Here is a 19820-nt window from a genome sequence, read left to right as displayed (position 1 = left end):
CTCGATCAGCTTCCGCCCCTGCGCCAGGTCCCGCGGCCGGCCCACCGCCAGGAGCGCGACCAGCGCCCCGGCCCGCAGCCAGCACACCGACCACGCCGCCTCGGCGGGGTCGCCGCGCCACATCAGCTCGTCCGCCCCGGCGTGGTGCCCCGCGTACTGGACGAAGCGCCCGAACTGCTCCGACCAGAAGTACGGCACCGGGTCGTAGACCTGGGCCGGCGCCCCCATCAGGATGTTCGCCGCGACCACCCGGGGCCCCTGGAGGGCGTTGTCCCAGTGGTGGACCAGCAGCCGCGTCCCGTAGCGCGCCGACGGGAAGGACGCGCAGTCGCCGACCGCGTACACGCCGGGCAGGGAGGTCCGCAGGTACGCGTCCGCCGTGACCGCGCCCTCCGGCCCGAGCTCGATCCCCGAGCCCGCCAGCCACCGCGTCGCGGGCCGGGCCCCGATGCCCACGACCACCGCACCGGCCGGCAGCTCGCGCCCGTCGGCGAGCAGGACCCGTCCGGAGTCCACCGAGGCCACCTTGGCGCCGGTCAGCAGGGCGGCTCCCGCCTCCTCGTACCAGCGGGTCATGGGGGCCGCGACCTCCGCCGGGAGCGCCCCGGCCAGGACCCGGTCCGCCGCCTCGACCACGGTCACCGCGCAGCCGGCCTCACGGGCCGCGGTGGCGAACTCGGCGCCGATCCAGCCGGCCCCGACGACCACCGTCGCCGGCGCCGCGGCCAGCACCGGGCGAAGCCGGGCCGCGTCGTCCAGGGTGCGCAGCAGGTGCACGCCCTGGACGCCCTCGGACCCGGGCAGGGTCAGCGGTTCGGCGCCGGTCGCCAGCACGAGCACGTCGTACGGGACCGGTCCCGCCTCGGTGTCCAGCTCGCGGTCGGCGGCCCGCAGCCCGGTGACCTCCACACCGAGCCGGAGCTCGACGCCGAGCCCCTCGAAGTCCACGTCGAAGGCGGAGTCCTCGGCCTTGCCGAGCAGCACCGCCTTGGACAGCGGGGGCCGGTCGTACGGCTGGTGGGGCTCGGCGCCCAGCAGGGTCACGGGGCCCCTGAAGCCCTGCTCCCGGAGGGCGACCGCGGTCTGCACCCCGGCCATTCCGGCGCCGACGATGACGACGCCGCTCTGAGTCTGTTCCGTCTGCTCGCTCACACCGCCCAGCCTAGCGATCTGACAGGCAGTCAGGGGCGGTGGCCCGGGGAGGCAGCCTTACCCGGCCCCCGCGGCGGGGTTAGGCTGGCCGTCGTACCTATCGCGGGAGTCCGGGCGCACCGGGCTGAGAGGGAGGCTGAGCGGCCTCCGACCGTACGAACCTGATCCGGGTCATGCCGGCGAAGGGAGGGGCTGGACGCCCATGCACTCATCTCGGAAGGGATCCGGCCGGGGATCCGACGTCCTCGTCATCGGGGGCGGGATCATCGGCCTGGTCACCGCCTGGCGGGCGGCCCGGCACGGGCTGCGGACCGTGCTCGCCGACCCGGCACCCGGCGGCGGCGCCGCGCAGGTCGCGGCCGGCATGCTCGCCGCCGTCACCGAACTGCACTACGGCGAGGAGACCCTGCTGGGCCTCAACCTCGCCTCCGCCGCCCGCTACCCGGAGTTCGCCGCCGAGCTGACCGAGGCCAGCGGCGGGATGGACCTCGGCTACCGCGCCTGCGGCACGCTCGCCGTCGCCCTCGACGCCGACGACCGGCTCCACCTGCGGGAACTGCACGCCCTCCAGCGCCGCTGCGGTCTGGAGTCCGAGTGGCTCACCGGCCGCGAGTGCCGCCGCCTGGAGCCGATGCTGGCCCCGGGCGTCCGCGGCGGGCTGCGCGTGGACGGCGACCACCAGGTCGATCCGCGCCGGCTGGCGGCGGCGCTGCTGGCCGCCTGCGAGGGCGCCGGGGTGGAGATCCGCCGGGCGGGCGCCGAGCGGCTGCTGACCGCAGCCGACCGGGCCGTCGGCGCACTGCTCGACGACGGTACGGAGCTGCGCGCGGACCAGGTGGTCCTGGCCGCGGGCTCGCTCAGCGGCCGGCTGGCCGGCGTACCGCCGCAGGTGCTGCCTCCCGTACGGCCCGTGAAGGGCCAGGTGCTGCGGCTCGCGGTGCCGGCGGCGTACGCGCCGTTCCTGTCCCGGACGGTGCGGGCGGTGGTCCGGGGCAGCCACGTGTACCTGGTGCCGCGCGAGAACGGCGAGCTCGTCGTCGGGGCCACCAGCGAGGAACTCGGCTGGGACACCACGGTCACCGCCGGCGGGGTGTACGAACTCCTGCGCGACGCGCACGAATTGGTGCCCGGCATCACCGAACTGCCGCTGACCGAGACCCGGGCCGGGCTGCGGCCCGGCTCCCCGGACAACGCCCCGCTGCTCGGCCCGACCGACCTGCCCGGCCTGCACCTGGCCACCGGCCACTACCGCAACGGGGTGCTGCTGACCCCGCTCACCGGCGACGTGATGGCGCAGCTGCTGACCACCGGCACGCTGCCGGAGATCGCCCGCCCGTTCACCCCGCGCCGCTTCAGCGCCGCACGTCAGGAGTCGTACGCATGACCATCTCCGTCAACGGCGAGCCGCGCGAGATCGCGGCCGGCACCACCCTCGACGCGGTGGTCGCCACCCTGACCGCGGCGCCGTCCGGCGTCGCGGCCGCACTGAACGAGACCGTCGTCCCCCGCGGCCAGTGGCCCCTCACGCCGGTGGGCGAGGGCGACCGGGTCGAGGTCCTCACCGCGGTGCAGGGAGGCTGAGCACGATGGCGGACGACGCTTTCGAACTGGGCGGACGGACCTTCTCATCCCGCCTGCTCATGGGGACCGGCGGGGCGCCGAGCCTGGACGTCCTGGAACGGGCGCTGATCGCGTCCGGCACCGAGCTCACCACGGTGGCGATGCGCAGGCTGGACCCGACCGTCCAGGGATCCGTCCTGTCGGTGCTGGGCCGGCTCGGCATCGCGGTCCTGCCGAACACCGCGGGCTGCTTCACGGCGGGCGAGGCGGTGCTGACGGCGCGGCTCGCGCGGGAGGCCCTGGGCACGGACTGGATCAAGCTGGAGGTCGTCGCCGACGAGCGGACCCTGCTGCCGGACGGGGTGGAGCTGCTGGACGCGGCGGAGACCCTGGTCGACGAGGGCTTCACCGTGCTGCCCTACACGAACGACGACCCGGTGCTGGCGCGCAGGCTGGAGGACGCGGGCTGCGCGGCGATCATGCCGCTGGGGTCGCCGATCGGCTCGGGCCTGGGCATCCGCAACCCGCACAACTTCGAGCTGATCTGCGAGCGGGCCGGGGTCCCGGTGATCCTGGACGCCGGAGCCGGAACGGCCTCGGACGCGGCCCTGGCCATGGAGCTCGGCTGCGCGGCGGTGATGCTGGCCTCGGCGGTGACCCGGGCGCAGGCGCCGGTGCTGATGGCGACGGCGATGCGGGACGCCGTGTCGGCGGGGCGGCTGGCGTTCCGCGCGGGCCGCATCCCGCAGCGCCGCTTCGCGCGGGCCTCGTCCCCGACAGAGGGCCGGGCCGCCCTCGACCCGGAACGCCCGGCGTTCTGACCCGGTCCCCGGGACCGGCCCCCGGGCCGCCTCCCGGGCCGACTCCCGACCCGACCCCCGGGCTGACTCCCGAACCGGTCCCCGGGCCGGTCCCGGTGCCGACTCCCGACCCGACCCCCGGGCCGACTCCCGACCCGGTCCCCGGGCCGGTCCCAGGGCGCCCGGCGGCCCGGAAAGTCCGGCCCGTCCGGCGTCCGGGGCGCGGGGGCCCGGAGGCGGGGCGCCCGCGGTGGCGGGGCCCGCGGACGTCACAGCTGCGCTGCAAGAACGACCGCCCTGGCCGGGAGGCCGGGGCCCGCTCGTAGAATCGCCGCGTGGATACGACCCTGGATGACCCCCTCGTCGGGCAGACACTCGACGGCCGCTACCGCATCGACGCGCGCATCGCGGCCGGCGGCATGGCCACGGTCTACCGGGCCGTCGACACCCGCCTCGACCGTGTGCTCGCGCTGAAGGTGATGCACCCGGCGCTCGCCGCCGACGCCGGTTTCGTCGACCGGTTCATCCGCGAGGCCAAGTCCGTCGCCCGTCTCGCGCACCCCAACGTCGTCGCCGTCTTCGACCAGGGCACCGACGGGCCGTACACCTACCTCGCCATGGAGTACGTGTCCGGCTGCACGCTGCGCGACGTCCTGCGCGAGCGCGGCGCGCTCCAGCCCCGCGCGGCGCTCGACATCCTCGAACCCGTCCTGGCCGCGCTCGGCGCCGCGCACCGCGCCGGGTTCGTCCACCGCGACATGAAGCCCGAGAACGTCCTGATCGGCGACGACGGCCGGGTCAAGGTGGCGGACTTCGGGCTGGTCCGGTCCGTGGACTCGGTCACCAGCACCACCGGCTCCGTCCTCGGCACGGTCTCCTACCTGGCCCCCGAGCAGATCGAGACCGGTGGCGGCGACACCCGCGTGGACGTCTACGCCTGCGGCGTCGTGCTGTACGAGATGCTCACCGGCTCCAAGCCGCACGCCGGCGGCACCCCCGCCCAGGTGCTCTACCAGCACCTGCACGAGGACGTGCCGCCCCCCTCGGCCGCCGTCCCGGGGCTGCCCGCCGGCCTGGACGAGCTCGTCGCGTACGCCGCCGCCCGCGATCCGCAGCTGCGCCCCGCCGACGCGGCCGCCCTGCTCGGGCTGACCCTCGACGTGCGCGCGCGGCTCGGCGACGCCGAGCTGGACGCCGTACCGCCGCAGGCCCGGGCCGAGGCGCGCAGCGCCGCCGAGGACCGCACGAGCGTGATCCCGCGGCCCGCCCCGGCGCAGCCCGTGAACCTGACGTCGCGGCTGGAGCTCCCCGAGGGCCCCGAGGCCCGGCCGGCCGAGGCGCCGCCGGCCCGGCGCCGACCGCGGCGCGGCATGCTGCTGGTCATCGCCGGGATACTGCTCGCCCTCGGCCTGGGCACGGGGGTCTGGTACATCAACGCCGGCCAGTTCACCAAGGTCCCCAACCTGCTGGGCAAGAGCGAGGCCCAGGCCAGGTCGGAGCTGTCCGCGGCGGGGCTCGGCGTGAAGCGGATCGACCGGAAGTTCAGCGACGCCTTCGACCGCGGGACGGTGATGAACTCCGACCCCGAGAGCGGCAAGCGCATCCGCGGCAACGGCGCGGTGGTGCTCACGATCTCGCGCGGCCCCGAGGTGGCCGTCGTACCGGACCTCAAGGGCAGGACGCTGGACGACGCGAAGGCCGAGCTGGCCAAGAGCAACCTGGCGCCCGGCCTGGTCACCCAGGCCTTCAGCCAGGACGTCCCGCAGGGATCGGTGATCAGCACCGATCCGCCGGGCGGGCAGAAGCGTTCGCCCGACACGGCGGTCGCGATCCTGGTCAGCAAGGGCCGGCCGGTGCCGGTGCCCAACGTGGCGGGGCGGCCCCTCGACCAGGCGCGGGCCACCCTCCAGGACGCCGGCCTCAAGGTCGAGACGGCCGCCGACCAGGTCAATTCGCCGTTCCCGGCCGGTACGGTCGCCAACCAGTCGGTCGGCGCGGGCGCCCAGGCCTCGACGGGTGACACGGTGACGCTCACCGTGTCCAAGGGCCCGCGGCAGGTCCCGGTGCCGAACGTGACCGGCCAGGAGGCGGAGGTCGCCCGCCGGACGCTGGAGGCGGCCGGTTTCAAGGTGAAGGTGGAGCGCCCGCTGATCTCCTTCAGCACCACGGTGGACGCCCAGTCGGTGCCGGGCGGCCAGAGCGCCCCCGAGGGCAGCACGATCGTCCTGCGGACCAAGGGGCTGTAGCGGCGGATGGACCAGGGCATGCGCAATCCCGTGGGCGGGCACGTCCCCGTCGCCGGCGGGCTCGCTTCGGTGGGGCTGACGTACGCGCGGGAGATGGGCGCGGAGGCCGTGCAGGTCTTCGTGGCCAATCCGCGCGGCTGGGCGACGCCGGTGGGCAACCCCGCCCAGGACGAGCTGTTCCGGGCGGGGTGCGAGGCGGCGTCGATCCCGGCGTACGTGCACGCCCCGTACCTGATCAACTTCGGCTCGCACACCGAGGCGACGGTCGAGAAGTCCGTGGAATCGCTGCGGCACTCGCTGCGCCGTGCCCGGGAGATCGGAGCCCTGGGGGTGGTGGTGCACACCGGCTCGGCCACCGGAGGGCGCCCGCGCGAGGCGGCGTACGCGCAGGTCAGGGAGCACATGCTGCCGCTGCTGGACGAGCTGGTGCACGACGACGACCCGTTCCTGCTGCTGGAGTCCACGGCCGGGCAGGGCTCTTCGCTGTGCTCGCGGACGTGGGAGTTCGGGCCGTACTTCGAGTCGCTCGACCACCATCCGAAGCTCGGGATCTGCCTGGACACCTGCCACGTCTTCGCGGCGGGGCACGATCTCGCGGAGCCGGGCGGGGCCAAGCAGACGCTGGACCTGCTGGTGGACACGGTGGGCGAGGGGCGGCTGAAGCTGATCCACGCCAACGACTCGAAGGAGGGCGTGGGCGCCCACAAGGACCGCCACGCCAACATCGGGCAGGGGCACATCGGCCGGGACGCCTTCGCCGAGCTGTTCACGCACCCCGCGATGGAGGGCGTCCCGCTGATCATCGAGACGCCGGGCGGCAAGGAAGGCCATGCGGCGGACGTGGCGCTGCTGAAGGAGCTGCGCGGGTTCCACTGATCCATTGAGGAATACCCCTGGGGGGTATACGGTTCTGCTCGGTGCAGGACCGTTGCCAGGCGTTCCCAGGAGGTTGTCATGAACCACGAACACCACGCACACGCGCAGCACGCAGCCGCACAGCCCGCACAGCACGCACACGAAGAGCACGCGGACGCAGGGCACGTGCACGCAGAGCACGCGCACCACCGACACCACGGCGGCAGACACGGCCACGACGCCGGCGCGGCGAGCTGGGCCATGGCCTCGAAGGCCACCCTCCACTGCCTCACCGGATGCGCCGTCGGCGAGGTGCTCGGCATGGTCGTCGGCACGGCCTTCGGCTGGGGGAACGTCGCGACGATGGCCCTGGCGATCGTCCTCGCGTTCTTCTTCGGCTACGCGCTCACCCTGCGCGGGATCCTCGCTGCGGGCGTGGACCTGCGTTCGGCCGTCCGGGTGGCGTTGGCGGCGGACACTCTTTCGATCTCCGTCATGGAGCTGATCGACAACGGCGTGATCGCCGTATGGCCGGGAGCGATGGACGCGCACCTTTCGGAGGCGCTGTTCTGGATCGCCCTGGCGATCTCGCTCGCGCTCGCCTTCGTCGTCACGACCCCGGTCAACAAGTGGATGATCGGCCGCGGCAAGGGGCACGCGGTCGTGCACCGTTACCACCACTGACGGGCGGCCTCCCGGAGGGTCCCGGCTACAGCTCGGGGCCGTCCCCCGGCTCCTCCTGGTACGAGTAGCGCTGCTCCCGCCAGGGGTCGCCGATGTTGTGGTAGCCGCGCTCCTCCCAGAAGCCGCGGCGGTCGGCGGTCATGTACTCGATGCCGCGGACCCACTTGGGGCCCTTCCAGGCGTACAGGTGCGGAACCACGAGCCGCACCGGGAAACCGTGCTCCGCGGTGAGGAGTTCACCGCCCTCGTGGGTGGCGAAGACGGTCCGCTCCGAGGCGAAGTCGGCCAGCCGCAGGTTGGAGCTGAAGCCGTACTCGGCCCACACCATCACATGCGTGACCTGCGAGGACGGCGGTGCCAGGGCGAGGATGTCGCGCGCGAGGACCCCGCCCCATTCGGCGCCCGGCATGCTGAACTTCGTCACGCAGTGCAGGTCCGCCACGACCGATTCGAACGGCAGGGCCGTGAACTCCTCGTGGTTCCAGCAGTGCTTCTCACCGTCGGCGGTGGCCCCGAAGACGCGGAACTCCCAGCGGTCCGGCTTGAACCTGGGGACCGGGCCGTAGTGGGTGACCGGCCAGCCGCGCTGCAACCGCTGCCCCGGTGGAAGCTCCGGCTGCTCTGCTCCCGGAGACTCCAGGCTTTCCGGCTGACCCATGACTCCATGGTGACAGACGCGGCAGGGTGGTCACGACCGGGTACGCCCTATACGGGCAAGTCACGCCAACTCACACTAAGGAGGCACTTACTGGACGACCCCCTGCGGCGGTGCAAGGATGCGCGCACTCCCCCAGCCACGGCTGGGGCGATATCCCAGCCCCGTCACACAGCTGACATTGCCTGGAAGGAGCCTCTGCGATGCAGGGCGACCCCGAGGTCCTCGAGTTTCTGAACGAGCAGTTGACCGGCGAGCTCACGGCGATCAACCAGTACTGGCTCCATTACCGGATCCAGGACAACAAGGGTTGGACCAAGCTCGCGAACTACACCCGTTCCGAGTCCATCGACGAGATGAAGCACGCGGACAAGCTCACCGAGCGCATCCTCATGCTGGACGGGCTGCCGAACTACCAGCGGCTCTTCCACGTCCGGGTGGGCCAGACCCTGACGGAGATGTTCCAGGCCGACCGGCAGGTCGAGGTCGAGGCCATCGACCGCCTCAAGCGCGGGATCGAGGTGATGCGCGGCAAGGGCGACGTGACCTCGGCGCGGATCTTCGAGGACATCCTGGGGGACGAGGAGCACCACATCGACTACCTCGACACCCAGCTGGAGCTGATCGAGAGCATCGGCGAGCCGCTCTACATCGCGCAGCTGCTGGAACAGCCGGAGAGCTGAGCCCCGCGAGAGCCGAGCCCCGCGCGCGAGCCCTACGCGGCTTCCGCGAGCTCCGGGTCGGCGGCGAGCACGGCGGCCGCGTTGCCCTTCTCCAGGAGCTCACGGCGCGGGCACGCCCCGCGGCCCAGGATGCCCTGGATGGTGCGCACGCAGGATCCGCAGTCGGTGCCGGCCTTGGTGACCGAGGCGATCTGGCGGGGGGTGCAGGCGCCGGCGGCCGCGTGCTCCTTGACCTGCTTGTCGGTGATCCCGAAGCAAGAGCAGACGTACACGCGGTTCACCTCCCTGGAAGGAATGGTTTCTGCAGCCATCCCCGATTCGGTGAGGCTTACCTAACCGTACCCAAAGTGAGGCTTGCCCAAAAGACCCGGGAACGACGATGGGGCACGGATCACATCGATCCGTGCCCCGTCGTCGTACGAAGCCACTTACTGATCGCGGTACATCTCCGCGACGAGGAAGGCCAGGTCCAGGGACTGGCTGCGGTTGAGCCGCGGGTCGCAAGCCGTCTCGTAGCGCTGGTGCAGGTCGTCGACGAAGATCTCGTCGCCGCCGCCCACGCACTCGGTGACGTCGTCACCGGTGAGCTCGACGTGGATGCCGCCCGGGTGGGTGCCCAGCGCCTTGTGGACCTCGAAGAAGCCCTTGACCTCGTCGAGCACGTCGTCGAAACGGCGCGTCTTGTGGCCGGAGGCCGCCTCGAAGGTGTTGCCGTGCATCGGGTCGGTGACCCAGGCGACCGTCGCGCCCGAGGCCGTGACCTTCTCGACCAGCTCGGGGAGCTTGTCGCGGACCTTGTCGGCGCCCATGCGGACGACGAAGGTCAGCCGGCCCGGCTCGCGCTCGGGGTCCAGGCGGTCGATGTACGTCAGCGCCTCGTCCACCGTGGTGGTCGGGCCGAGCTTGATCCCGATCGGGTTGGCGATCTGCGAGCAGAACTCGATGTGCGCGTGGTCCAGCTGGCGGGTGCGCTCACCGATCCACACCATGTGGCCGGAGGTGTCGTACAGCTTCCCGGTGCGGGAGTCCGTACGGGTGAGGGCGCCCTCGTAGGCCAGCAGCAGCGCCTCGTGGGAGGAGTAGAACTCCACCGCCTTGAACTCGGCCGGGTCGGTGCCGCAGGCCTTCATGAAGTTCAGCGCGTTGTCGATCTCCCGCGCGAGCTGCTCGTAGCGCTGCCCGGACGGGGAGGACTTCACGAAGTCCTGGTTCCAGGCGTGCACCTGGCGCAGGTCGGCGTAGCCACCGGTGGTGAAGGCGCGCACCAGGTTCAGCGTCGACGCGGACGCGTGGTACATGCGCTTGAGCCGCTCGGGGTCCGGGACGCGGGCCTCTTCGGTGAAGGCGAAGCCGTTGACGGAGTCGCCGCGGTAGGTCGGCAGGGTGACGCCGTCGCGGGTCTCGGTGTCCTTGGAGCGCGGCTTGGAGTACTGGCCCGCGATGCGGCCGACCTTGACGACGGGCACGGAGGCCGCGTACGTCAGGACGGCGCTCATCTGGAGCAGCGTCTTCAGCTTGGCGCGGATGTGGTCGGCGGACACGGCGTCGAAGGCCTCGGCGCAGTCGCCGCCCTGCAGCAGGAACGCCTCGCCCTTGGCGACGGCTCCCAGACGGGCGCGCAGCTGGTCGCACTCGCCCGCGAAAACGAGCGGAGGATACGACTCGAGGTCCGCGACGACAGCGCGCAGTGCCTCGGCATCGGGGTACGAAGGCTGCTGCGCCGCGGGAAGGTCTCGCCAGGTCGCCTTGGCGGCGGGGGCTTGGGTTTCAGCGTTCACGGTCACCTCGTACACATTACGGCGTCTTGCGCCACGTCCAGCCCGGTGCCCACTCCGTGAGACGGGTGTCTCTGCGGGGCGCGCGGGGCGCGTGGGGGCTGCGGGTGCGGCGCCGGGTGGGCTATGGTCGGCGGCATGTACGCGCACTCGAACCAGAACTGGTGGTGGCCCGCTTCCGGCGGCCCACTTCTCGCGCGTACCCACTGACACGCACGACGCGAAGGCCGCCCGAGGGGCGGCCTTCGGTGTTTTCCGGGCCCGGCCGTCCCTCTTCACCCCGCACCCCGCCGACGGAGAAGGACGCCCGCCCCATGGAACCCAGCCGCCTGCTCGACCTGCTCGACGACTCCTGCCCGCCGTTCGCCCTGCTGCGCCGCAGGACCCCCGGCCGCGACCACGACACCGTCGAGGTGCTGACCGGCCCGGTCCACGAGGCCGGGCTCCTCGCCGAGCTGCCCGTACAGGAGCTGCCCACCCTCGCCCTCGTCCCGTTCCGGCAGATCCGCGAGCGCGGGTTCGACGTACGCGACGACGGCACGCCGCTGACCGTCCTCGCCGCCGAGGAGGCGTACGAGGTCCCCCTCGCGGAGGCGCTGGCCGTGCTGCCGGACCATGCGGTGCGGGTCGGGGGCGGCGCCTTCGACGTGCCCGACGAGGAGTACGCGGCCACCGTCGAGCGGGTCGTCCGGGACGAGATCGGCCGCGGCGAGGGCGCGAACTTCGTCATCCGGCGCACGTACGAGGGACGCATCGACGGCTTCGGGCGGGCCGACGCCCTCGCACTGTTCCGGCGGCTGCTGCTGGGCGAGCGCGGCGCGTACTGGACGTACGTCGTCCACACCGGGGAGCGCACGCTGGTCGGCGCCAGCCCCGAGGTCCACGTGCGGATGTCCGGCGGCACGGTCGTGATGAACCCGATCAGCGGGACGTACCGCCATCCCGCCGGGGGCCCGACGGCCGAGTCCCTCCTCGCCTTCCTCGGCGACCGCAAGGAGACCGAGGAGCTGTCGATGGTGGTCGACGAGGAACTGAAGATGATGTGCACCGTCGGCGACCGGGGCGGGGTCGTCGTCGGGCCGCGGCTGAAGGAGATGGCGCACCTCGCGCACACCGAGTACGAGCTGCGCGGGCGGTCCTCCCTGGACGTGCGGGACGTGCTGCGCGAGACGATGTTCGCGGCGACGGTGACCGGCTCCCCCGTGCAGAACGCCTGCCGGGTGATCGAGCGGTACGAGGCCGGCGGGCGCGGCTACTACGCGGGGGCGCTGGCGCTGCTGGGCCTCGACGAGTCCGGGGTGCAGACCCTGGACTCCCCGATCCTGATCCGGACCGCGGACATCGCGTCGGACGGCGCGCTGCGGGTGCCGGTGGGCGCCACGCTGGTCCGCCACTCCGACCCGGCGGGCGAGGTCGCGGAGACCCACGCCAAGGCGGCCGGGGTGCTGGCGGCGCTCGGGGTCCGCCCCGCGGCCCCGCGGCCGGACTCCGCCGCGCCGGGCCTGGCCGACGACCCCCGGGTCCGGGCGGCCCTCGCGGCGCGCCGCCAGGACCTGGCCCCGTTCTGGCTCCGGATGCAGGAGCGGCCGGCCGCGCCGGCCGGGCACGCCCTGGTGGTGGACGGCGAGGACACGTTCACGGCCATGCTGGCCCACGTGCTGAGGGTGTCGGGGCTGGAGGTGACCGTACGCCGCTACGACGACCCCGGGCTGCGGGAGGCGGCCCTGTCGTGGGCCGGCCCGGTCGTCCTGGGCCCGGGACCGGGCAACCCGGCGGACGCCGCCGACCCGAAGATGCGGATGCTGCGCGGGCTGACGGCGGAACTCCTGGCCGGGCACCGGTCCGGGATCCTGGGCGTCTGCCTCGGGCACGAGCTGCTGGCGGCCGAGCTGGGCCTGCCGCTGATCCGCAAGGCGGAGCCCGCACAGGGAGCGCAGACGCGGATCGGCCTCTTCGGCGAGGAGGAGGTGGTGGGCTTCTACAACACGTACACGGCGCACTGCCCCGACGAGCTCGCCGGCCGGCTGGCCCGGGCGGGCGTGGAGGTCTCCCGGGACCCGGTGACGGCCGAGGTCCACGCCCTGCGCTCGGCCTCCGGCGGTTTCGCGGGGGTCCAGTTCCACCCGGAGTCGGTCCTCACCCTCCGCGGCGCGGACCTGCTCCACGACCTCCTGACGCGCATCCGCACCGCGGCCCCGGCCTGACCGGCGGGCCGACGGCGCCGCCGTCGCCGCAGGCGGCCCGGCCCGCGGCGGGCCCTAGTCGGTACGGCCCGCCGCCGGGCCGCAAGCGGCCCGGGCGGGGTCGGCGGCCCCGGTGGCCCCGGTGGCGGCCTTGGTCTCGCGGCGGGCCCGGACGTCCCGGACGCCCTTCCAGACGATGACCGGCGCGAGCAGCAGCAGGGCGCCGAGGGCGAAGCCGTCGTACGCGCCGGGCGTAGCGAGGGACACGGCCAGCAGCACGCCGAGGCCGTGGTCGGCCGTGTCCAGCCACGGCCCGGTCCGCCGGCCCGGACGGGCCCGCAGCGCCCGGCGCAGCGCGCGGACGGCGAGGAGGAACTGCAGGAGGGCGAGGGCGAGCAGCGCCCAGCGGGCCGCCACGGGTATGTTCACGCGGCTGAATCTAGCCGCCGGACCCGCGCGGCACGGATGAAGCGGAGCCGAACTCCGGACGAACTCGCGTCACACGGGGCAATGGGTGTTCTCGGAGCTCGTCGAAGCCGGTGGACCGCTGGGCGATCACCCCGAACGCCAGGATTTCCACGTTCTCTCCCGTGCTGCACGAAGATGCGGTCCACGGGCCGTCCGTCACCCTGCGGCCGGTACGGCCCATGGTCCGCTCACCCGCTCCGGGTCAGCCGAAGAACACCCCGACCTCCTGGTACAGCGCCGGGTCGACGGTCTTGAGCTTCGCCGTCGCGTCGGCGATCGGCACCCGCACGATGTCCGTCCCCTTCAGCGCGACCATCTTCCCGAAGTCACCGTCGCGGACGGCGTCGATCGCGTGCAGGCCGAACCGCGTCGCCAGCCACCGGTCGAAGGCGCTCGGCGTACCGCCGCGCTGGATGTGCCCGAGCACCGTGGTCCGGGCCTCCTTGCCGGTCCGCGCCTCGATCTCCTTGGCCAGCCACTCCCCCACGCCCGACAGCCGGACGTGCCCGAACGAGTCGGTGGTGGCGTCCTTCAGCACCATCTCCCCGTCCTTGGGCATGGCGCCCTCCGCGATCACCACGATCGGCGCGTAGCTCGCCTTGAACCGGGAGGTCACCCACGCGCACACCTGGTCCAGGTCGAAGCGCTGCTCCGGGATGAGGATGACGTTGGCGCCGCCGGCCAGCCCCGAGTGCAGGGCGATCCAGCCGGCGTGCCGGCCCATCACCTCGACGACGAGCACCCGCATGTGCGACTCGGCCGTGGTGTGCAGCCGGTCGATGGCCTCCGTGGCGATGCCCACCGCCGTGTCGAAGCCGAAGGTGTAGTCGGTGGCCGACAGGTCGTTGTCGATGGTCTTCGGGACGCCGACGCAGGGGATCCCGTACTCCCCGTACAGCCTGGCGGCCACGCCCAGGGTGTCCTCGCCGCCGATCGCGACGAGGGCGTCGACCTCGTGCTTGGCGAGGTTCTCCTTGATCTGCCGGACCCCGTTCTCCTGCTTGAACGGATTGGTCCGGGAGGAGCCGAGGATGGTGCCGCCGCGCGGCAGGATGCCGCGGACGGCGGAGATGCCGAGCGGGACCGTGTCCCCCTCGACGGCGCCGCGCCAGCCGTCCTTGAACCCGATGAACCCGCACCCGTACTCCTGGACGCCCTTGCGGACGACGGCCCGGATGACAGCGTTGAGCCCGGGGCAGTCCCCGCCACCCGTCAGCACTCCGACCTTCATGGAATCTCCCTTCGCCATGACGGTCACGCTAATGGTGACTCAGGTCACAGCAAGGGTCCTGGAGGGGGCAATTCCGGTGACTTCACGGGGTGTTGCGTACGCATGTTCACTCGTACGGGGACACGGGAACGACCGGCACCACCCGCTAGGCGTCGTCGAGGCCTCGTTCGATCGCGTAGCGGACCAGCTCGACCCGGTTGTGCAGTTGGAGCTTGCCCAGGGTGTTCTGCACGTGGTTCTGCACCGTGCGGTGCGAGATGACGAGGCGCTCCGCGATCTGCTTGTACGAGAGTCCCTTGGCCACCAGCCGCAGCACCTCGGTCTCCCGGTCGGTCAGTTGGGGGGCCTTCGGCCGGTCGGAGGTGGCGGGTGCCGGGTCGGTGGCCAGGCGCCGGTATTCGCCGAGCACCAGTCCGGCCAGGCCCGGGGTGAACACCGGGTCGCCGGCCGCGGTGCGGCGGACCGCGTCGATCAGCTCCTGGGCGCCCGCGGACTTCAGCAGGTAGCCGGTCGCACCGGACTTCACCGCCTCCAGGACGTCGGCGTGCTCACCGCTGGCGGACAGGACCAGGACGCGCAGCGCGGGGTTGGCGCCGACGAGTTCCTTGCAGACCTGCACGCCGGGCATGCCGGGCAGGTTGAGGTCCAGGACCAGGACGTGGGGGGCCGCGGGCACGGCCCGGCGGACCGCCTCGGGGCCGTCGCCGGCGGTGGCGACCACGTCGAAGCCCGCGGCGGACAGGTCGCGGGCGACCGCGTCGCGCCACATCGGATGGTCGTCGACGACCATCACCTTGATCGCGCCGAGCTCGTTCGGCGCGGTGGACGCGGTGGACGTGCCGGGCCCGTCGGTCTGGCTCACTGGGTTCTCCCCCTCGGTACTTTCAGTTCCACTTCGGTGCCCTGTCCGGGGACGGACACCAGCTCGGCGCTGCCGCCGAGGTCCCGCAGCCGGCCGCGGATGGACAGGGCCACGCCCATCCGGCCCTCGCCGGCGGCCTGGTCGAGCCGGCCCGCCGGGATGCCCGGGCCGTCGTCGCGGACGGTCACGATCACCTCGTCGCCCCAGTCCTCCACCAGGATCCAGGCCCTGGCCCCGTCCCCGGCGTGCTTGCGCACGTTGTCGAGGGCGGCCCCGACGGCCGCGGCCAGCTCCTTCGCCGCGGGCACCGGCAGCAGCACCGGGGTGCCGGGCTCGGCGAAGCTGACCCGGGATCCGGCGTGCGGGGCGAGGAGGCTCCGCAGATCCAGCTCCCCCTCGTCGGCGCCGGGCTCCTCCACCTCGTACGAGGTCACCAGCGCGCCGAGGGACTCGTCCCGGGAGACCCGGGAGGCGGGCAGCAGTCCGCTGGAGACCAGGGTGCGCAGCGCCACCTCCTGCTCCCCGGCCATCCGGCCGAGCTCGGCGGCCTCGCCGCCCAGCTCGGTGCCGCGCCGCTGGACCATGGCGAGGACCTGGAGGACCCCGTCGTGGATGTCGCGGGCGAGCCGTTCGCGTTCGCGGGTGGCGGCCTCGATCTCCAGGGCGCGGGCGAGGGTGGCCTCACTGGCCCGGGCGACCTCGACGACGTACCCGATGGCTATCGAGGCGACCCAGACCAGCAGCACGTTGTGCAGGGTGTCGCGGTTGGGTTCGCCGCCGTGGGCAAGGATGTTGGCGGCGGCCACGAGGGTCGAGGCGAACCCGGCCCAGCGCCAGCCGCCCTTGAGGGCGAAGGCGAGGACGGAGCCCGCCGTCCAGATGCTGGGGAGGGTGGGGCCGCCGCCGGCGATCCGCTCGTGGGTGTCCGCGTACGGGGTGAGCAGGATGCCGGCCATGGCGACGGTCAGGTCCGCGCACAGGAAGCGTTTGGTGCAGGCGGCCGCGTTCGCGACCTTGCGGTAGGTGACGAGGGTCCACAGCGCGAGGCCGGCCAGGTAGCCGGCCGCGACGCCGGGGTGGTCGAACTTCCGGTACGCGGAGAGGAAGAGCAGCACCGCGTAGACCATGGTCAGCAGGCGGTACGCGGTCAGGGCGCGCCACAGCGGCTGCTCTACCGACATGCTCACGACACGTTCGCGCTTCGCCAACTTCCCCACCCCCGCGGGCGGACCTGCCCGTGTCCTGCGAACCGCCCGCTCTGACTGCTCTGCTCTGCTCTGCTCTGCTCTGCTCGCTCTACTCGCTCTTGTCGGCCTCGTCGGCCTTTTCGCCCTTGGCCGCCTTGGCGGCCTTCTCCGCGTCGGCGATCTGCCGCTTGGCGGCCGTCGCGTAGATGTCGACGTACTCCTGGCCGGACAGCTTCATGATCTCGTACATGACCTCGTCGGTCACCGAGCGCAGGATGAAGCGGTCGCTGTCCATGCCGTGGTAGCGGCTGAAGTCCAGCGGCTTGCCGATCCGGATGCCGGGGCGCATCAGCTTCGGGACGACCTTGCCGGGCGGCTGGATCTTCTCCGTGTCGATCATCGCCACGGGGATCACCGGCGCCCCGGTGGCCAGGGCCACGCGGGCCAGGCCGCCGGGCTTGCCGCGGTAGAGGCGTCCGTCGGGCGACCTCGTCCCCTCGGGGTAGATGCCGAACAGTTCCCCGCGCTCGATGACCTCGATACCGCTCTTGATCGCGGCCTCGCCGGCGCCGCGCGCACCGGAGCGGTCCACCGGGAGCTGGCCGACGCCCTTGAAGAAGGCGGCCGTCAGCTTGCCCTTGACGCCCGGGGAGGTGAAGTACTCGGCCTTCGCGATGAAGGTGACCTTCCGGTCCAGCACGGCCGGCAGGAAGAAGGAGTCGGAGAAGGACAGGTGGTTGCTCGCGAGGATCGCCGGCCCCTCGGCGGGGATGTTCTCGAGGCCCTCCACCCACGGCCTGAAGGCGAGCTTCAGGGAACCCCCGATGGAGAACTTCATTGCGCCGTAGATCAACTCGAAAGCCTTCCTGTGTCTGTCGAACAGACCTTAACCCCTGGCTCGGGGCGGAGCGGTCGACGACCCTGGTCGGTGTCACCCCGGTCGCGTACGGTGAAGTCACACAGCGCTACGCACCCCCCACCCGTCGAAGGAGACCCTGGTGCCCGTCCTCCCTGGAGCCGAGCCGTTCCGCCACGAGGGCGGAGAGGTCGGTGTCCTCCTCTGCCACGGCTTCACCAGTACCGCTCAGTCCATGCGCCCGTGGGCGGAGTACCTGGCCGCGCAGGGTCTGACGGTCTCCGTGCCGCTGCTGCCCGGGCACGGTACGCGCTGGCAGGACATGCAGCTCACCGGCTGGCAGGACTGGTACGCCGAGGTGGACCGGGCGCTGCGGGAGCTGCTGGAGCAGTGCACGCGGGTGTTCGTCTTCGGGCTGTCGATGGGCGGGGCGCTGACCCTGCGGCTGGCCGCCCGGCACGGGGACGCCGTCAGCGGCATCGTCCTGGTCAACCCCGTCAACAAGATCAAGGACCCGATGGCCTTCGCCCTTCCGGTGGCGCAGCACTTCCTGCGGTCCACTCCGGGCATCGCGAGCGACATCGCCAAGCCGGGCGTCGACGAGATCGGCTACACCCGGGTCCCGACCCGGGCCGCGGCCTCGCTGCGGCAGTTCCTGAAGCTGGTCGACACCGAGTTGCCGCAGGTCACGCAGCCGGTGCTGCTGCTGCACAGCAGGCAGGACCATGTCGTGTCGCCGGCCGACTCGGCGCGGATCCTCGCGCGGATCTCGTCGACGGACGTCACCGAGACGCTGCTGGAACAGAGCTACCACGTGGCGACGTTGGACCATGACGCGGAGCAGATCTTCGCGGACAGCCTTGCGTTCGTCGGACGGCTCGCGGAGAGCGTCGGCAGGGAGGGGGCGGCCAGCGGTGGCTGAGCACGAGGAGTCCTCGGGGGGTGTCCCCCCGTTGGACGAGGAGGCGGCCTGGGCGGCGATCGTCGCCGGGTACGGGCAGGAGCCACCGGATCCGCCGGGGGCCAGGCCGTTCCGGCCGATCGAGAACCTGATGCTGCCGGAGGAGGACGTGGAACCGGCCCCGGAGTCCGCGGCGGCTTCCCCGGAGGCAACGGAGACCACGAAGACCACGGAGGCCACGGACGCTCCGCAGGAGCCGTCCGCCGAGCCGCCGGCTGCGCCGGCGCCGCCCGCGCTGGGCAGCTCGGTGGTGTTCGCCCCGGGCGTGGACCTGGGGGCCACCGGTCCCGGGGCCGGGCCCAGGGACCACACCCCGGCGGAGCCGGACGAGAAGGACGAGGGCCATTTCGTGCCCCCGGAGCCGGAGCTCCCGCCGGCGGACACGACGGCGAAGTTCGCCTGGCTGGCGGTGGTGGGCGGGCCGGTGCTGCTGCTCGTGGCCGTGCTGTTGCAGTGGGACATGACGTGGTGGCTCACGACGCTGGGCATCGGCGGCTTCCTGGGCGGGTTCGCGACGCTGGTGGCCCGGATGTCCCAGGACGACGACGATGACGACGACCCGGGGCGCGGCGCGGTGGTGTGACGGGAGGTCCCCCGGACGGTCTCCCCGGACCGGCCCGGACCGGACCGGGTCCCCGGGAGGTCCGGGAGGTCCGGGAGGTCCGGGAGGTCCGGTCCGGCTCGGACCGGGCTTCGCCCCGTGTCATACGGCGGTGCGGCCGGACGTGGCCGGTGGGGCCTGGGCCGTCGGGTTGCAGGTCGCGGGGAGGCGGAGGGCGGCCAGTACCGGGAGGTGGTCCGTGGCCGCCCCGAGGTCCGTTCCCGTGATGCCCGGCAGGGCCGTGGGGACGCCGCAGCCCAGGACTTCCACCCCGGGCGTCGCGAAGATCGCGTCGATGCGCCGGGGCGGCCCCGAGCGGACGAAGGTGTGCTCGCCGCCCCAGGGGGAGACCGTCCGGCAGTCCTGGAGGGCCGTGGAGAGGCGGCGGAACGCCGGGCCCGACGGCGTCTCGTTGATGTCGCCCGCCGCGATGGCGTACGGGGCGTCCGTCGCCGTGAGGCGGTCGACGAGGAGGTCCGCCTGGGCCCGGCGCTCGGCCGCGTCGAGCGACAGGTGTGCGCTCAGCACCTCGACGCGCACGGCCCCGAAGCGGACCACCGCCGTGGCGAAGCCCCGCCGGTGCAGGCCCGGGGTCAGCGGGAGCAGGACGTCCTCGGTGCGTTCCACGAAGGCCCGCAGCGAGCAGAGCAGGAGCGGGCCGGCGGCGGTGGCGCCGCCGCTCAGCACCACCAGGTCCGCCTTCGCGGCGAGCCGCGCCGCGTGCTTGCGCCAGCGGAAGAACCGCGGGGCCTCCTGGATGAAGACCAGGTCGGGGGCGCACGCGCGGATCACCCTGGCCAGCGCCTCCTCGTCGTCCCGCATCGAGCGGATGTTGTAGCTGAGGGCGCGGATCACCGCGGAGCCGTCGGGTTCCGTCGCAGAGTTCGGCAGCATGAAGGGCAACATAGCCAGACTGCCCGCCGTGCCCCAGAGGGCGCGGCGGGGCGGGGTGTGGAACGGGCCGGGGGGGGGTACGGCGGGGGGGGGCGGCGGGCCCCCCGGCCGGGCCCGGGGGCGGGGTCGTATAAACAACAACCATCCCCCCAGAACCCATGGGAGGT

At 73.0% G+C, this 19820-nt stretch carries 20 protein-coding genes and 1 riboswitch; of the genes, 10 read left to right on the top strand and 10 right to left on the bottom strand.

The window, feature by feature from the left end:
* Nucleotides 1-1152 (bottom strand): NAD(P)/FAD-dependent oxidoreductase (locus tag ACFXA3_RS09795; protein ID WP_385184356.1); only part of this gene is annotated, 1152 nt, incomplete at its 3' end.
* A 92-nt stretch (nt 1153-1244) separates the two neighbouring features.
* A riboswitch (TPP riboswitch) is annotated at nt 1245-1357 on the top strand.
* On the opposite strand from ACFXA3_RS09795, the gene thiO reads away from it, so the two are divergent.
* From thiO to ACFXA3_RS09765, 6 genes are all read left to right on the top strand, one after another.
* A complete protein-coding gene (thiO, locus tag ACFXA3_RS09790) occupies nt 1355-2536 on the top strand; it encodes a glycine oxidase ThiO (protein WP_385184353.1) in 1182 nt (393 codons plus the stop codon). It overlaps the preceding riboswitch by 3 nt.
* Nucleotides 2533-2733, top strand: coding sequence for a sulfur carrier protein ThiS (gene thiS, locus ACFXA3_RS09785; RefSeq protein ID WP_030156043.1), 201 nt, complete (start codon nt 2533-2535; stop codon nt 2731-2733). The genes thiO and thiS overlap by 4 nt, the downstream gene beginning before the upstream one ends.
* Nucleotides 2734-2738: 5 nt before the next feature.
* Nucleotides 2739-3533 carry a thiazole synthase gene (locus ACFXA3_RS09780; protein ID WP_385184351.1) on the top strand — a complete coding sequence of 265 codons (795 nt, stop codon included), beginning with the start codon at nt 2739-2741 and terminating at the stop codon, nt 3531-3533.
* A 314-nt stretch (nt 3534-3847) separates the two neighbouring features.
* On the top strand, nt 3848-5758 hold the full coding sequence (gene pknB / locus ACFXA3_RS09775; RefSeq protein ID WP_385184348.1) for a Stk1 family PASTA domain-containing Ser/Thr kinase: 1911 nt from the start codon (nt 3848-3850) through the stop codon (nt 5756-5758).
* Between the two features lie 18 nt (nt 5759-5776).
* Nucleotides 5777-6634, top strand: coding sequence for a deoxyribonuclease IV (locus ACFXA3_RS09770; protein ID WP_385184346.1), 858 nt, complete (start codon nt 5777-5779; stop codon nt 6632-6634).
* Between the two features lie 78 nt (nt 6635-6712).
* Complete coding sequence (locus tag ACFXA3_RS09765) at nt 6713-7297, top strand: DUF4396 domain-containing protein (RefSeq protein WP_385184343.1); 585 nt, start codon at nt 6713-6715, stop codon at nt 7295-7297.
* Between the two features lie 25 nt (nt 7298-7322).
* Here ACFXA3_RS09765 and ACFXA3_RS09760 read toward each other — a convergent pair whose 3' ends face one another.
* Complete coding sequence (locus ACFXA3_RS09760) at nt 7323-7955, bottom strand: sulfite oxidase-like oxidoreductase (RefSeq protein WP_385184340.1); 633 nt, start codon at nt 7953-7955, stop codon at nt 7323-7325.
* A 200-nt stretch (nt 7956-8155) separates the two neighbouring features.
* Between ACFXA3_RS09760 and bfr the strand changes: the two genes are divergently transcribed.
* Complete coding sequence (gene bfr, locus ACFXA3_RS09755) at nt 8156-8635, top strand: bacterioferritin (RefSeq protein ID WP_385184338.1); 480 nt, start codon at nt 8156-8158, stop codon at nt 8633-8635.
* A 32-nt stretch (nt 8636-8667) separates the two neighbouring features.
* Here the strand turns inward: bfr and ACFXA3_RS09750 are convergent, their stop codons facing one another.
* Nucleotides 8668-8907 carry a bacterioferritin-associated ferredoxin gene (locus ACFXA3_RS09750; protein WP_054225593.1) on the bottom strand — a complete coding sequence of 80 codons (240 nt, stop codon included), beginning with the start codon at nt 8905-8907 and terminating at the stop codon, nt 8668-8670.
* Between the two features lie 156 nt (nt 8908-9063).
* Entirely contained in the window at nt 9064-10428 is a 1365-nt protein-coding gene (locus tag ACFXA3_RS09745) for a class II 3-deoxy-7-phosphoheptulonate synthase (protein WP_385184335.1), read from the bottom strand.
* 296 nt (nt 10429-10724) lie between these two features.
* On the opposite strand from ACFXA3_RS09745, the gene ACFXA3_RS09740 reads away from it, so the two are divergent.
* Nucleotides 10725-12614: an anthranilate synthase family protein gene (locus ACFXA3_RS09740; RefSeq protein ID WP_385184333.1), complete on the top strand. Its 1890-nt coding sequence runs from the start codon at nt 10725-10727 to the stop codon at nt 12612-12614.
* A 54-nt stretch (nt 12615-12668) separates the two neighbouring features.
* Here ACFXA3_RS09740 and ACFXA3_RS09735 read toward each other — a convergent pair whose 3' ends face one another.
* The 5 genes from ACFXA3_RS09735 to ACFXA3_RS09715 all read right to left on the bottom strand — a co-directional run bounded on the left by ACFXA3_RS09735 (nt 12669) and on the right by ACFXA3_RS09715 (nt 17179).
* Complete coding sequence (locus ACFXA3_RS09735) at nt 12669-13022, bottom strand: hypothetical protein (protein ID WP_385184330.1); 354 nt, start codon at nt 13020-13022, stop codon at nt 12669-12671.
* A 241-nt stretch (nt 13023-13263) separates the two neighbouring features.
* Entirely contained in the window at nt 13264-14292 is a 1029-nt protein-coding gene (locus tag ACFXA3_RS09730) for a 6-phosphofructokinase (RefSeq protein ID WP_385184364.1), read from the bottom strand.
* A 145-nt stretch (nt 14293-14437) separates the two neighbouring features.
* Nucleotides 14438-15082 (bottom strand): response regulator, encoded by a 645-nt coding sequence (locus ACFXA3_RS09725; protein WP_385184361.1) that lies wholly within the window; start codon nt 15080-15082, stop codon nt 14438-14440.
* A gap of 68 nt (nt 15083-15150) precedes the next feature.
* Entirely contained in the window at nt 15151-16362 is a 1212-nt protein-coding gene (macS, locus tag ACFXA3_RS09720) for a MacS family sensor histidine kinase (RefSeq protein ID WP_385184327.1), read from the bottom strand.
* A gap of 88 nt (nt 16363-16450) precedes the next feature.
* Nucleotides 16451-17179 (bottom strand): lysophospholipid acyltransferase family protein, encoded by a 729-nt coding sequence (locus ACFXA3_RS09715; protein ID WP_385184359.1) that lies wholly within the window; start codon nt 17177-17179, stop codon nt 16451-16453.
* A gap of 160 nt (nt 17180-17339) precedes the next feature.
* Between ACFXA3_RS09715 and ACFXA3_RS09710 the strand changes: the two genes are divergently transcribed.
* Entirely contained in the window at nt 17340-18119 is a 780-nt protein-coding gene (locus ACFXA3_RS09710; protein ID WP_385184326.1) for an alpha/beta hydrolase, read from the top strand.
* The gene (locus tag ACFXA3_RS09705; protein ID WP_385184323.1) at nt 18112-18741 is read left to right on the top strand and encodes a hypothetical protein; all 630 of its coding nucleotides are present in this window, start codon (nt 18112-18114) and stop codon (nt 18739-18741) included. The genes ACFXA3_RS09710 and ACFXA3_RS09705 overlap by 8 nt, the downstream gene beginning before the upstream one ends.
* Before the next feature lie 120 nt (nt 18742-18861).
* Here the strand turns inward: ACFXA3_RS09705 and ACFXA3_RS09700 are convergent, their stop codons facing one another.
* Nucleotides 18862-19665 (bottom strand): endonuclease/exonuclease/phosphatase family protein, encoded by an 804-nt coding sequence (locus ACFXA3_RS09700; RefSeq protein ID WP_385184320.1) that lies wholly within the window; start codon nt 19663-19665, stop codon nt 18862-18864.
* Between the last annotated feature and the right edge of the window lie 155 nt (nt 19666-19820).

Origin of the sequence: Streptomyces sp. NPDC059456 (assembly GCF_042750055.1) — a bacterium.
In the GTDB taxonomy this organism is placed as follows: Bacteria; Actinomycetota; Actinomycetes; order Streptomycetales; family Streptomycetaceae; genus Streptomyces.
This window is presented reverse-complemented; position numbering and strand designations above follow the sequence as displayed.

What these genes read in the sequence shown, in the direction of transcription:
- thiO (WP_385184353.1), top strand. Translation starts at nt 1,355, where the DNA reads ATGCACTCATCTCGGAAGGGATCCGGCCGGGGATCCGACGTCCTCGTC.
- thiS (WP_030156043.1), top strand. Translation starts at nt 2,533, where the DNA reads ATGACCATCTCCGTCAACGGCGAGCCGCGCGAGATCGCGGCCGGCACC.
- ACFXA3_RS09780 (WP_385184351.1), top strand. Translation starts at nt 2,739, where the DNA reads ATGGCGGACGACGCTTTCGAACTGGGCGGACGGACCTTCTCATCCCGC.
- ACFXA3_RS09770 (WP_385184346.1), top strand. Translation starts at nt 5,777, where the DNA reads ATGCGCAATCCCGTGGGCGGGCACGTCCCCGTCGCCGGCGGGCTCGCT.
- ACFXA3_RS09765 (WP_385184343.1), top strand. Translation starts at nt 6,713, where the DNA reads ATGAACCACGAACACCACGCACACGCGCAGCACGCAGCCGCACAGCCC.
- ACFXA3_RS09760 (WP_385184340.1), bottom strand. Translation starts at nt 7,955, where the DNA reads ATGGGTCAGCCGGAAAGCCTGGAGTCTCCGGGAGCAGAGCAGCCGGAG.
- bfr (WP_385184338.1), top strand. Translation starts at nt 8,156, where the DNA reads ATGCAGGGCGACCCCGAGGTCCTCGAGTTTCTGAACGAGCAGTTGACC.
- ACFXA3_RS09740 (WP_385184333.1), top strand. Translation starts at nt 10,725, where the DNA reads ATGGAACCCAGCCGCCTGCTCGACCTGCTCGACGACTCCTGCCCGCCG.
- ACFXA3_RS09730 (WP_385184364.1), bottom strand. Translation starts at nt 14,292, where the DNA reads ATGAAGGTCGGAGTGCTGACGGGTGGCGGGGACTGCCCCGGGCTCAAC.
- ACFXA3_RS09725 (WP_385184361.1), bottom strand. Translation starts at nt 15,082, where the DNA reads ATGGTCGTCGACGACCATCCGATGTGGCGCGACGCGGTCGCCCGCGAC.
- ACFXA3_RS09715 (WP_385184359.1), bottom strand. Translation starts at nt 17,179, where the DNA reads ATGAAGTTCTCCATCGGGGGTTCCCTGAAGCTCGCCTTCAGGCCGTGG.
- ACFXA3_RS09700 (WP_385184320.1), bottom strand. Translation starts at nt 19,665, where the DNA reads ATGTTGCCCTTCATGCTGCCGAACTCTGCGACGGAACCCGACGGCTCC.